General features: G+C 40.9%; 13 protein-coding genes. 4 read left to right on the forward strand and 9 right to left on the reverse strand.

The features are described 5' to 3' along the window. Positions 1-38 precede the first annotated feature (38 nt). Genes KZC02_RS03595 through KZC02_RS03605 form a run of 3 tightly spaced genes read right to left on the reverse strand, consistent with a single transcriptional unit; the run spans position 39 to position 2,790 of the window. Positions 39-782 (reverse strand): LytTR family DNA-binding domain-containing protein, encoded by a 744-nt coding sequence (locus KZC02_RS03595; RefSeq protein WP_221392857.1) that lies wholly within the window; start codon positions 780-782, stop codon positions 39-41. 2 nt (positions 783-784) lie between these two features. After that, a complete protein-coding gene (locus KZC02_RS03600) occupies positions 785-1,636 on the reverse strand; it encodes a sensor histidine kinase (protein WP_221392858.1) in 852 nt (283 codons plus the stop codon). Further along, positions 1,570-2,790: a 7TM-DISM domain-containing protein gene (locus KZC02_RS03605; protein ID WP_221392859.1), complete on the reverse strand. Its 1,221-nt coding sequence runs from the start codon at positions 2,788-2,790 to the stop codon at positions 1,570-1,572. Before KZC02_RS03605 ends, KZC02_RS03600 begins: the two co-directional genes overlap by 67 nt. A gap of 258 nt (positions 2,791-3,048) precedes the next feature. Here KZC02_RS03605 and KZC02_RS03610 point away from each other — a divergent pair, with 258 nt between their 5' ends. Next, a complete protein-coding gene (locus tag KZC02_RS03610) occupies positions 3,049-3,537 on the forward strand; it encodes a nuclear transport factor 2 family protein (RefSeq protein WP_221392860.1) in 489 nt (162 codons plus the stop codon). Between the two features lie 146 nt (positions 3,538-3,683). Here the strand turns inward: KZC02_RS03610 and KZC02_RS03615 are convergent, their stop codons facing one another. From KZC02_RS03615 to KZC02_RS03640, 6 genes are all read right to left on the reverse strand, one after another. Beyond that, positions 3,684-5,228 (reverse strand): FAD-binding protein, encoded by a 1,545-nt coding sequence (locus KZC02_RS03615; protein WP_221392861.1) that lies wholly within the window; start codon positions 5,226-5,228, stop codon positions 3,684-3,686. Positions 5,229-5,232: 4 nt separating this feature from the next. Beyond that, positions 5,233-5,589, reverse strand: coding sequence for a hypothetical protein (locus KZC02_RS03620; protein ID WP_221392862.1), 357 nt, complete (start codon positions 5,587-5,589; stop codon positions 5,233-5,235). Further along, positions 5,576-7,036 (reverse strand): alkaline phosphatase family protein, encoded by a 1,461-nt coding sequence (locus tag KZC02_RS03625; protein WP_221392863.1) that lies wholly within the window; start codon positions 7,034-7,036, stop codon positions 5,576-5,578. The genes KZC02_RS03620 and KZC02_RS03625 overlap by 14 nt, the downstream gene beginning before the upstream one ends. Position 7,037: 1 nt before the next feature. Beyond that, positions 7,038-7,637: a hypothetical protein gene (locus tag KZC02_RS03630; RefSeq protein WP_221392864.1), complete on the reverse strand. Its 600-nt coding sequence runs from the start codon at positions 7,635-7,637 to the stop codon at positions 7,038-7,040. Positions 7,638-7,719: 82 nt separating this feature from the next. Continuing rightward, the gene (locus tag KZC02_RS03635; RefSeq protein ID WP_221392865.1) at positions 7,720-9,600 is read right to left on the reverse strand and encodes a T9SS type A sorting domain-containing protein; all 1,881 of its coding nucleotides are present in this window, start codon (positions 9,598-9,600) and stop codon (positions 7,720-7,722) included. A gap of 262 nt (positions 9,601-9,862) precedes the next feature. Next, a complete protein-coding gene (locus KZC02_RS03640) occupies positions 9,863-10,426 on the reverse strand; it encodes a biopolymer transporter ExbD (protein WP_221392866.1) in 564 nt (187 codons plus the stop codon). Positions 10,427-10,662: 236 nt separating this feature from the next. Here KZC02_RS03640 and KZC02_RS03645 point away from each other — a divergent pair, with 236 nt between their 5' ends. From KZC02_RS03645 to KZC02_RS03655, 3 genes are all read left to right on the forward strand, one after another. Then, positions 10,663-10,812, forward strand: a complete 150-nt coding sequence (locus KZC02_RS03645; protein WP_221392867.1) for a hypothetical protein — start codon at positions 10,663-10,665, stop codon at positions 10,810-10,812. 54 nt (positions 10,813-10,866) lie between these two features. After that, positions 10,867-11,187 (forward strand): hypothetical protein, encoded by a 321-nt coding sequence (locus KZC02_RS03650; protein WP_221392868.1) that lies wholly within the window; start codon positions 10,867-10,869, stop codon positions 11,185-11,187. 271 nt (positions 11,188-11,458) lie between these two features. Further along, positions 11,459-11,728: a GxxExxY protein gene (locus KZC02_RS03655; protein ID WP_310590400.1), complete on the forward strand. Its 270-nt coding sequence runs from the start codon at positions 11,459-11,461 to the stop codon at positions 11,726-11,728. Positions 11,729-11,807 lie beyond the last annotated feature (79 nt).

Raw genomic sequence — 11,807 nt, forward strand, 5'->3', positions numbered from 1 at the left:
AGTACTTAAAAAATATACTTTCCAGTGAAATATAAAATTTAAATCCAGCCAAACCTTTCGAGTAATCTTTCTTTCTGCTGTCGGGCTACCGGTATAGTTGCTCCATTGGAAAGGAGTAAATATGTGCCCTCTCCTTTTACAAGTTTATTTATGTGGCTTAAATTAACAATATATTGCCTGTGGACTCTTACAAAATTCCGGACTTCCAATACTTCCTGTACATCGCCCAGTGTCTTGGAAATCATATACTGTTCCCCGTTCGAAAGGTAAAAACGGGTATAGTTACTGTCCGCTTCACAGTAGACGATCTGACTAAGTTCAATGAATGACAATCCGCCATTATGTGGAAGCGCAATTCGGTCTGGAAAGCTGTTGCCATTGTTAGGATAGTAGCTCCGAAGCAATTCCAACTGATACAGATTTACTTTTGTCACATTCTCTGCCCGACGGACCGAGGCTATCAGATCAACTGTATCAACAGGCTTAAGCAGATAATCGAGTGCACTAAAACGGAAAGCCTGCACAGCGTACTGGTCATAAGCTGTCACAAAAATGATACTAAAATTGATATCCCCTACTTTTTCAAGAAGCTGAAAGCCATTTAAAAGTGGCATTTCAATATCAAGAAATATGAGAGCCGGCTTCAGAGTACGGATGCCTTTCAGCGCTTCGGTACTTTCAGTATATTGTCCTACAATCTCTACCTGCGGGCAATGACGCCTGAGCTGAAAAGCCAGTAGCTGCACATTATCCGGTTCGTCGTCAATAATGATTGTACGCATAGCTAAACAGGGATTTGTAAAACAACTTTCGTACCGCACGGGTCTCCGAAACTATTTGTTATATCCAGAATTTGTACGTCGGTTTTAATATTATACAGCTGGTTGATCATCCTGATCCGATCGGCGGTTACCTGCATTCCGAACGATTTATATTTTCCGGCCGACTTGCTTTCTAATTCCATGGAACGCTCCCGGCCAATACCGTCGTCGGCGATACAAATTGTCAGCAGGTTTTCCTGAGATTGCCATACTTCTATCTGTATCTTTCCGCCATCCGGCTTGTGCATGAGTCCGTGCCAGATCGCATTTTCAACATAAGGCTGTAATAATAATGGCGGAATACGCAGATATCGCTGGTCAATATCATCCGCAACAATAATTTCAAACTTTACTTTCTCCTTAAAACGCATCGCTTCCAGCTCTATATACAATCTTAAAGCTTCCAGCTCATTTTGCAGTGTTACAAGTTCCGAACGTGAGTTTTCCAAAACCAAACGAATCAGCCTCGCGAATTTATTAAGGTAATCTGACGCTTTATCGGCATCGTTCTGCAAGGTATATAGCTTAATGGAGTTAAGGCAGTTAAAAATGAAGTGGGGATTCATCTGAGCTCTGAGGGCCGTCATTTCCATGTCGGCCAGTTTTTGCTCAAATTCAGTTTCCAACTGGCGTATGTGCTGCTGTTCCAAAAGGCGGCTCTGGTTTTCGATTTCATGTGTTCTTTCGACAATATCCTTTTCCAGTTGCCGCGTATACTGAGCATGCATCGTTTTATTTTCAAGTTCTGTCAGGCGATTGCGATAAGCGAGAGCCAAAGCAAAACAAAAGAGCTCACTAAATAAACCCAGCGCCATGAATAATGGAGGGTAATTAAGGATTGCATTGGCGGTTTCACTAAGATTGGGAAATAAAAAAGGGAATTAATTGGAGCAATTGAAACCACGAATAAGCTGATTGAACCCACGAACAGATATGTTTTCAACAGGCTTTGGCTTCTGACAATCGCTAACAGCAGGATGAGTCCGCCAGCCAAGCATGATAAATCACACAACAGGTAGTAAGTATTACTGATAAACCAAAGTCCTGTGAAAACTTCAATAAGAGACATCAGTTGTTGCAGAACGTAAATAGTCATCATCACTTTTACAATTTGCCAGATCCTGGTTTGTCGGGTGGGCAGGTCAAGTAATTTTACCAGAAACAACGTGTAAAAAAAACTAACAGAAAACGATAAGGACGCCAGACATGGATGTGTTAGCTCTGGCAAAGTATTCGGAGCAAGCCCCAATGAAAGACGATAGTCCGCGATTTTGACGATCCAGGCAAAGGATACGGTTGCATAAAATGTATAATAAAGGTACGCCGCATCACGGTTGAAATAATACTGGAACAAAGTGTAAAGCCCCATTAATAAAAGGCTTCCGGCAATCATAGACATAGCAACAAGCAGCCACTTTATAAGCAGGGCTTCGTGAGCCATATGAGCATCAAGGCCCTGAGGTGTATACAGGAGATCCGATTCATAAGCAAACACACGTACATAGTCGATCACACGGACGTAATACCACTTGTGTGAAAGAGGAGGAATTGTTATTGCTATTGTGCCTGCATGGCCATAAGACTGAGCAAACAGACCTCCCTTCCCAATCAGTTTTCCGTTATCATCGTATAAGGATAGCGTTGCATGGATGCCCGCATTGTACCAAAGATGTACAGTGTCACTGGCATGTATGTTGGCGATTTCGAATCGTTTCCAGCTTATTTTTGTGGCTTTGGCAAAATCGTTCAAAGTCGGATTCCAGTTGGACACAATAGGAAGAAATTTTTGTGTGCAGATATCTGAAATCCTGTTGAGGGTGTCGTCTGACTGGTCTTCATAAAATGTCGTCTGTTTGCTGATATCTATTCCTTTTCTTGTTGAAGGTTGTCCATGGAAGGTAATTGGCTGCCCTACCGAAACAGCAGTGTTCAATAATAAACTAAAAATGACGAAAAGGAAGCCACGCATAAATTTCCGGATGATACAGTTAAGTTACTGAAAAGCAGACGAATTTCAATTTCGCAGGTGGCGAACCATACACTATAATGCGTAGATAGTCATTTTTTTGAGTAAAGCATATTTCAGGTACCTGACTACCAAGCCAATCATTAAATCACCCGGCTACTAGGTTTTGCAAACTGTTGAGATACGCTTAATAGTGCAGCATTCTTTGGGTTATTAGTTTGGCATTGTTAATCAATTTTTCAACTCAAAATTATTTTCAAAATGAAAACTTTATCAAATCGTCTGTTTCTTGTTTTGCTGATATTTGGGATCGCTACGGAAACATTTTCACAAACAGCTTCGCAGGAAGAGGTTATCAAGGAAATACTTACTAAAACGCGGGCTGCTTTCGACAATAGGGACCTGGACAAATTTGCCAGTTATTTTGTAAAATCGCCGGATTTGTATTATCAGATCACCACTGCTGACGGTGCAGTATTAATGGCCCGCGGATGGGAGGCTATGACTCACATGGTTGGAGGTCACATGAAAGACAATCCAGAACCTGCGAAAGACAAATATACCTTGACAGATTACCAGATTCATATCAATGGAAACAATGCCTGGGTCAATGCAAATGGAAACTCAAAGAATGATGGATTGTCAAGGGATTTTATTGTCTTTGAAAAGCAGGATGGATCAGGGCAATGGAAGGTAATCGCACTTACGGCCCAGGCTTATCCTGCAGGAAAGCTGGTGGTTATTAAGTGATAAAACCAAGCCAATTTATTTATCCCATAGAGCTTATAATTCTATGGGTTTTTTGTTGTTCCGTGATAGGTCAACCCAGTTTTAACAGGGCGTTGTTTACTTACAATTTAATCAATATAAAAATTTGAGCTATTTTTCTCTTTCACTTACACCAACACATCCGGCGGGGTATCCAGCCCGGCTTGTGATAAATGAATGTTGTTGAATATACTGATCAGATCCACATCGTTTTCAAACAAGGTATATCTGCTTTTTTTCCAGATATTTATCTTTGCTTGGCCATACATTTCTTCCAGCCTTGCCGGATCAACAAGTGAATTTTTTGACCAGTGAAGCGTAAATTTTACATCTGATTCCCGCAATTTATTTAGTAACAATTCTTCAAATTTCGGGTATTTGGAAGTATTGACAATCCCGTATTCAAATACAACAGCTCTGGGCAAATGATTAGTAAAACCAAAAATCGTGGCCCCCGGATGAACTGTTCTTGCCTGAAAAACGAGAGGCAAACTCATTTCCTCAATAGCCTGTTTGATAACTTCTATCGTTATAACTGCATCCGAAATCGAAACAGCGAAAGCAGTTTCATTGTACCCTTCCAGATAGGTTATCGTCGCCGTATAAAGTTGTCCGGACGAACCTCTTACCTCACTTAAAACCGCATTTTTTAAATATTGTTTAAACAAAATTTTTGATTTTCTCTTTCCTGAAATAAATGGCAGGTTCAATAAAAATTTAGTCGTTTTATCGCCGGGTGCGTATCCGAACTTATTGGTTACGATCCATAGCGGTTCCGGAAATGGATGGCCTTCTTCAAAAGGAACTCTGGTTCCCTCAATCAGGTAAAAGTTTTCTTCATATGGATTAAATACAAATTCAAGATGCTGGAGTTTGCTATAATAGCCCGGATCATTCAGTAACGCTCCAAGTTTAGTCTGGTTTACTTCTTTAATTTTTGGAAAATTGATATGATAAATTGGTTCGGTTTCTATGGCATAAGCGGTTACTATACCAAATGCTCCAAAACTAACCAGGGCCGAATTGAAAATATCGTCATTCCGGATCAGCTTCGAACCGATCTTGTCTATGAAACTCTGGTTCATTACAGGATATTTACTGCGCTCAATCCAAACCGGTTTGTCCGTACCGTTGCAAAGCTGGATGGCTACAACAAATTCAGGAAGTGCGCCAAAATTTACAGCTGCACCATGTGTATTGCCCGAAACAGCACCAACGACGGTTTGACCGGCACCTATTCCTGCTGTTTTTAGTGAACGTGCTATTTGAGATGCATTTTTTGGCCGTTCCAGATACACATTTAATTCTCCAATTGATACACCACATTGGGCAATGACGAGCAATTTTCTTTTGTCTGGCGGATAATTATCGTGGAAATTACTGTCGTCATTTTCAAAACATTTGTTGAGCAATTTGGTATTGATCAGCCAGTTGTCCGTAGCCTGTATATTTGTCAGCGCCCATGCCGATCCGATTGCCCGGATCCGCTTGTTTTTCAATTTAGCTTCCTTAATCAATTCATTGATATCCTTAGAAGCCTGATTCAGGATTTCATATTTATCTGGTTCTGATCCAGTTGCATTGGAATTGTCAATATCAATCAAATCATCAACAGTTTGTTTGATGGTAACGTGGATATTGCTCCAGTTCTTTTGACCATTTCTTCGGATCATGGCCTTATTGTTTTGGTTTAGCGCATCGCCAGCTCACTTTGGCAGGTTCCCAAATCCCCAAAGTCAGAATATTGGCTATAATAAAACCAGCATTTTTTTCAATCTTAAACTCTTCAATATTCAGCCGTGAGCCATCCCCCAGTCTGCAATTTTCAATTTGAACATCCTGTCTGATCGCTCCCCATAAAAATGTATTTATTGTTTTGCTCTCCCATTCCGTACCCGGCTGGTTTCCCTGTTCTATTCCATGCGGGCCGCCGATCTGATACGCGTGAATAGTACTACATCCGGTATTTACAATAATCAGAAACAACAAACCCGTCGTTAAAACAGGCTTTTGTGTCATTTTATGTATTCCCATTTTGTGAACTTTTTAAATTTACATTTTCCGTCCGTGACTTTCCAAGCCGCGTATTGTTCACTTCGTTGGTTGTATACAATGTCGGTGTAAGTGCATTATCCGCAGCGATTTTCCAATGCACCAGCTCAGGAAATTTCCTGATTGCCTTAACTGGATAATTCGTAAGAATCTCATTGGCAGCTGCTTCAAATGACTCTGCCACCTCGGTTTGCGGTCCTTCCAGAATATTACTGCCAAGCGTTACAGGAACTATGATCTTATCAGCAGGCGGAGATGGAGCCGGCCAGGAAATTTCGTTGTTCAGTGCTTCTGAAATACTTTTCACGCCAGCCAGTCTTCGTTCCCTCACACTATCCGAATAATCCTTTCCAGGGGTAAATTTTTCTGCAAGGAACTGCAGTACCGACGTATGGTCAAACAACGATTGGCAAACAGAGCCGCTTTTTACCAAAGGAGATGAAATAATCCCCGGTATCCGCGGGCCCATATTATTAAATTGATGGTTATCCCCTGTTATGAAACCAATTTCCGGTGGTGAAACATGATCGTAAAAGCCACCGTGTTCATCGTAATAAACGATAAAAACCGTACTTTCCCATTTCTTCGGATTACAGCTTATTGCTTCGTAAGTCCGTCTCAAAAACTCTTCTCCCCAACCCACTGCCAAAGGAGGATGGTTGTCGTTGGCCCTGATCGGGGTAATATGCGGTGCATCTTTATATACCGGTTCTACAATGATCACTTCCGGTGCCGTGTCGTCGGATTCAAACATGATGTCACGTGCAAGCTGGTCGTAACGCCTGAACTTTGAGCCGAAAACATGTTTAAGCAAAGAGGGATACAGGGTAAAAAATGACAGCCCCGAATGGTAAACTCTCCACTTTACCTTTTTGCCGGCCCTCGCACGATTGAGCCAATCGAAAACATTATTCCGGCTTATATCAAGTAGCAACCCATTTTCACTGATTGAAGAATCACCGGAAAATGCCATATTCCGGTTAGGCTGCGTACCCGTTGGTAAAGGACAGAACCAGTTGTCACAAGTACAGAAAGTCCGGGCAAGAAAACTTGTAGCAGGAACCAGCGAAGATTCAAAAAATCCCATCGGTTCGCATTCCTTGTTGGGAGCGGTTTGCGTAATATTGGCATAGGCTTCCACAAAACCACCCATTGTTATATTGCCGGTGAGTATATGTTTTTTAAGCTGCACATTCACTTCTTCTCTTTTGTGCGGAAGGTCTGTATTCATCTCAACATCTTCCCGGATTGGAAAAACTGGAAAAGATCCACCTTTGTAAAGATTGCGGAAATTGGTGAGCGGGTCTTTTAGTCCATTTACTTCCGTATTAATTTTTTGCCGGCTCAAATGTCCGAGCATGTGGTCGAATGAGCGGTTTTCGAACATGAGCAATACGATGGTTTTGACCTTTTCAAGCAAGTTTTCCATGTTATGGATTGGATGGTTTTATAACTGCCTTTATTTGTAATTCCTGCGGTATCTTAGTAGAATCCGCCTTTTCGCTTGCTGACAATTTTGTTTTAAAAGACCATTCGCCTCCCGCTGTAGTCCCCGATAAATCCTTGGAAGCGGAGCCGTCTGCTTTCAGTTCAACTGTTCGGCCACTATGGATGACAGTCAGGTCCCTTGCCATCGCTGAGCTTACCGATACAATTTGAAAATCACTCCATTGATCGTTATTGTTTTCGCCTGATGCTATCACTGTATCCCCAGAAATGCTGCTGGTTGCAAAAGTGATATCAAGAGGCGACTGCGATTTCAATTTTTGAACCTGAATAGTTTTTCTTGCTTCTTTTCCTGCTTTGGTCACGACTAGCGTAAATTCGAGAAGCTGTACGGAATCCGTCGAGAGATGTTCGTTAAATTCCAATGCTGGCGTTCCTTTGGCATCGAAATCAATCAATACTTTCTGATCACCTGTAATTACAAGCGGAGAAACCCGAAAGGTATGGATAGTGGGCTTACAGGAACTGATCAGAAATAAAAACAGAAAGACTGAAACGAGACGGAAGCAGTTCGAAAATGGCATAGAATATGAATAAAGATCCTGATTACCAAAGCAAATATTTATTCATATTCTATAATTACAAACAGCGCAATTACAAATGGATTTACTGTTTAAAGATCTTTCCTACACTTATTTTATTGCCTTGTGTTAACTGATAAAAATACAAACCGCTTTGCAGGTTTCCAGCATCAAACTCGATGTCATATTTCCCGGCTTTCTGGGGTTGATCCAAAAGTACAGCCTGTTTTTGTCCCAGGAGCGTGTAAATAGTTAAATTCACATTTGTTGTTTCAGGAAGAACGTAGGAAATCGTTGTGCTGCGCTGGAAAGGATTGGGATATGCCAGCGGCCGGAAATTGCTTAGCGGGTTTGTCATTTCATTATTGAAGAATGCTGTCCTTGCAGCAAGAGTTTCAGATACAGACTCGGGAGACACCGACCTGAAACTAAGACTTAGAAAATCGATGTTCGGGCCGCTCATGCCATTTGCAGTCATCCTGATTTTATGCGTCCCCGGCTCTAAAATCACCTGTGCTCCAGAATAAAATGCCCAGCTGTCCCAGCTCGACAAAGCCATAAAAGTAGGGCTCTCTACTGCTTCATCGTCCACCATCAGGCGCATGGACCGATTACTGTTACTTCCATTGGCAAACTGAAAACTCAATGTGTAAACACCGGGAACTTTTGTTTCCGTGGTCCATTCAATATAATCCTGCTTTTCATGAACAAAATCTACAAATCCGCTTCCACTGTACCCGGCACGATCGTGGGATATTTTTGCGCCTACAACCTTAGCATCTTCTGCCTCTAAATTTTTATTGGCTGGTTTTTGAACGGCTATTACCAGATAGTTCATTTGTGCTCCCGTTGCCGGACTGGCAAGATTTGCCCCTAATATAAATGGCCTTGGGTAAATCTGCCAGTAATCCACTGATTTACTGTAAATTTCCAGCAAACGTGATCCCGGATCGTTCGTACCGATAACATCCCCGGTTTTATGCCAGTCCTGAAGCCAGGCGGGCAGGGCTATTGCCCGGGGATCATAAGCAATATACACCACGGAGGCTTTTTTCAAAAATGTGGTAAGCCAGGATGTACCGGTCTGGTATTTGTCATCCATCGGTGTTTGTATAAATGACGCATCTTTTAAATAGGATGGTACGGAGGTCACCTTGTAATCCCGGTCTGTATACATACTGGAACCGCTTGCAAGCTTTGCCACTCGATAAGATTTGTTGCTGGCAGCTGAAACCTGGGCAATCAGGTCATCTTCTTTTGGTTTTTCCAAAATGGCAGGTTTTTCGTTTTCCGGTATCCTGACTTCTATCCAATCTATATAAAATTTCTTTGCGGCAGTTTGCGTTGAAACCATCCATCCAAAGTGTCCGAGCCGCTGATAACTTAAATCGATTGCCTCCAAAACCGGTACGGAACCATATCCTGATCCCTGGTTGAGATATACCTGTATGAGGCCGCTTTTATAACGGGCAATTTTAAACTTATACCATTTCGTGTCCGTCAAGGCGGGATAAATACTTATTTCGTCGAGCACGGCCGGATAGTAAATATTTTCCGAAGACCTGCCCAACGTCAGTTGTCCACCGGTATCCGGGCTATAACTGAGCACATACGATTGTGAGCTTGAAACATCTGCCTGTCCGAATGTGATCCTGAACTGACGCCAGTAACTGCCTGTAAAACCCATCGCTGCTGTTTCGAGGATGTAAGAATCGGCTGCATATTTTTTTGCAGTAACCAAAGAACCAGCATCATATGGATTATATGCCCTTCCATTTAAAATAGACCAGGTTTTATCGTCTTTCCAGTTTCCGCCAAGAGAGTTCCGGCTAAAATCATCTCTGAAAGGAAGTGAACCCGACTGCGCAAACAGCAACTGAGAACCGCTGCACAAAATCACAGCACCAAATAAAAAGCTGGTTCGGTATACAAAATATAAGAATTGAACAAGTACTGGTTTTTTCATAAACGTGAGTAGTAAAATGCATGATATCAATATTTAGTATAAATATAACAAAATATAAAATGATGTTCAAGCTGAAAAATTCGGGTTTCTGACATCTTTTTGTATTGAACCAGCTTGTCAGCTTCATATATATTATTACAAAAATTATATCATGATTATAAGCATAAGTACTACTCATTTTACTTAAATGTTTTCATTACAAAAACTTTCTTTTAATAGGTGATTATTAGTGCCCTGGTAAACACCACGCATAACAGTCAGATTATTTATTTTCCAAAATCCTGTCTCCAAGAACCGTTTTCTCAGCACGTGTAAGTTCATCAACCAGTGCATATCGTTTTGACTTGGTGATGGCCATTTCATCCAGGACATCAACCATGTTTTTGTAACTCGAAACATTGGTGGGCTTGATAACTACGGTAAGTGCATTGTTATCATTTGCCTGGTTTTGCATGATCGATTTCACACGACGCTGTGAGGCAAAAATGATATTTCTCAATTCACTCCCCATGCCCGTTAATTTCAAAGAGGATAAGGCCCTGTCGTCATCAGCTGCAATGCCATCCAGATAATAAATATCATCATGTGCACCTAGAAAAAGCGTCAGCACACCGGATGCTTTAATGGGCGCACTTAGGTCAACCGTTTTGTCAGGAAAAAACACAGACATAGCCGTTGGCTTGGTCATCGTCGTTGCAAGCATTAAAAAAGTAATTAACAAAAAACCCAGATCAACCATCGGCGTCATATCCACCCTGGTCGACATCTTTTTGCTTCTGACTTTTACTTCGCCTTTGTCATTTCCAGATTCTTCAATAGCTGCCATGTTTTTAGATTGGTTAATGGTGAATAATATTTTTATTAAATATATAATTTAATTCTATATTAATGAAAACTATTTATTTAACATAATTTTGACTTATAATAAATTAATGATGTTCTGGTGGGACATGCCCTGTTGTGGAGATACTTTTAACAACTTTCACGTCTAAATTTCGGCTTAAATATTTGTGAATATATTTCACAAATTATATCTTTACACAAAGTAAATGCACACTATAAATGAGCAAAACAAGGAAAGAAAAATTGGTAGAAGAGCTAGGACAATTAATCGAAGAAGCTGAAAACCTGCTGATTAATACATCTGAAAATGTTACTGCCGGAGAATATCAACATGCAATTGAAAGAATTAAATATTTGCGGGAAACTTAAAAAAATGTTTTAAAAATGTAGAACGGCGGGAAACTGCTCCATAAACTATCATGAATGGAAACTGTAAAAGAGAAAAGTACTGTATTTGAAGTAGTAAATAAAAAGCTGGATGACGTGGAAGCGAAACTGATGGACTTTACCAACAGCAAGCTGGTCATCATGGATAAAGAATATAAACTTAGAGATTGGATGACGCTTTCTGATTATTGTAAAAAGTATAATATTAAACCTTCCAGGCTCTCCAACTGGATTGAACGTGGTGTCGTTCCTGATGCAAGTATTATTGTGATTCCGGAATTGAATGGGTTAAAATTGATAAAAAACCAGCCTTTCATGGCTCGGCCTTACGAAGCGCGGGCGGTGGTTGTGGGATGACGTTGGTATATCTATTTGTAATTCAATTGTCGGATCAGGATTTTTAGGATTAAGGGATTTTCAGGATTTGGAGTTGAGTGAGTTTGTAGATGTTTAGAAATTTTGAATATTACATCTTAGAAATTCATCATCAAACTTAAAATTATGACCCTGGAAGAAATCACTTACAAAATAAATGGTTGTGCTATGAAGGTCCATAACACCTTGGGAAATAGCTTCCAACCGGGCGGCCGGGGCCGAGGTAATTTACCAGCGCTGCCTGGCCATTGAGTTGACACGGGCAGGGTTGGTTTTTGGGCGGGAGGTGGAGCAGGCTATTTACTATGATCACATCCGTGTTGGAACCAGACGTGCAGATTTTGTGGTGGAAAGTCAGGTAATAGTCGAATTAAAAGCAGTTATTAACATGGAAGACGCGCACTTGGCTCAGGCAAAAAATTATTTGGTAGCTTACGACTTTCCAATTGGGTTGCTGATCAATTTTGGTAATACGAGTTTGCAGTTTAAGAAGGTGTATAATAAAAAGTATCAGGATTTATAGGATTAGAGGATTTACAGGATTATAAGTTATTGGAATTTTGAATTAACTTGATTTTCCCACCGCGATCCTGTAAATCCCA

Origin of the sequence: Dyadobacter sp. NIV53, from assembly GCF_019711195.1 — a bacterium.
Taxonomy (GTDB): Bacteria; Bacteroidota; Bacteroidia; order Cytophagales; family Spirosomataceae; genus Dyadobacter.

Excerpts from the sequence above, each read along its gene's own strand:
- KZC02_RS03595 (WP_221392857.1), bottom strand. The coding sequence starts at position 782 with ATGCGTACAATCATTATTGACGACGAACCGGATAATGTGCAGCTACTG.
- KZC02_RS03600 (WP_221392858.1), bottom strand. The coding sequence starts at position 1,636 with ATGGCGCTGGGTTTATTTAGTGAGCTCTTTTGTTTTGCTTTGGCTCTC.
- KZC02_RS03605 (WP_221392859.1), bottom strand. The coding sequence starts at position 2,790 with ATGCGTGGCTTCCTTTTCGTCATTTTTAGTTTATTATTGAACACTGCT.
- KZC02_RS03610 (WP_221392860.1), top strand. The coding sequence starts at position 3,049 with ATGAAAACTTTATCAAATCGTCTGTTTCTTGTTTTGCTGATATTTGGG.
- KZC02_RS03615 (WP_221392861.1), bottom strand. The coding sequence starts at position 5,228 with ATGATCCGAAGAAATGGTCAAAAGAACTGGAGCAATATCCACGTTACC.
- KZC02_RS03620 (WP_221392862.1), bottom strand. The coding sequence starts at position 5,589 with ATGGGAATACATAAAATGACACAAAAGCCTGTTTTAACGACGGGTTTG.
- KZC02_RS03625 (WP_221392863.1), bottom strand. The coding sequence starts at position 7,036 with ATGGAAAACTTGCTTGAAAAGGTCAAAACCATCGTATTGCTCATGTTC.
- KZC02_RS03630 (WP_221392864.1), bottom strand. The coding sequence starts at position 7,637 with ATGCCATTTTCGAACTGCTTCCGTCTCGTTTCAGTCTTTCTGTTTTTA.
- KZC02_RS03635 (WP_221392865.1), bottom strand. The coding sequence starts at position 9,600 with ATGAAAAAACCAGTACTTGTTCAATTCTTATATTTTGTATACCGAACC.
- KZC02_RS03640 (WP_221392866.1), bottom strand. The coding sequence starts at position 10,426 with ATGGCAGCTATTGAAGAATCTGGAAATGACAAAGGCGAAGTAAAAGTC.
- KZC02_RS03645 (WP_221392867.1), top strand. The coding sequence starts at position 10,663 with ATGAGCAAAACAAGGAAAGAAAAATTGGTAGAAGAGCTAGGACAATTA.
- KZC02_RS03650 (WP_221392868.1), top strand. The coding sequence starts at position 10,867 with ATGGAAACTGTAAAAGAGAAAAGTACTGTATTTGAAGTAGTAAATAAA.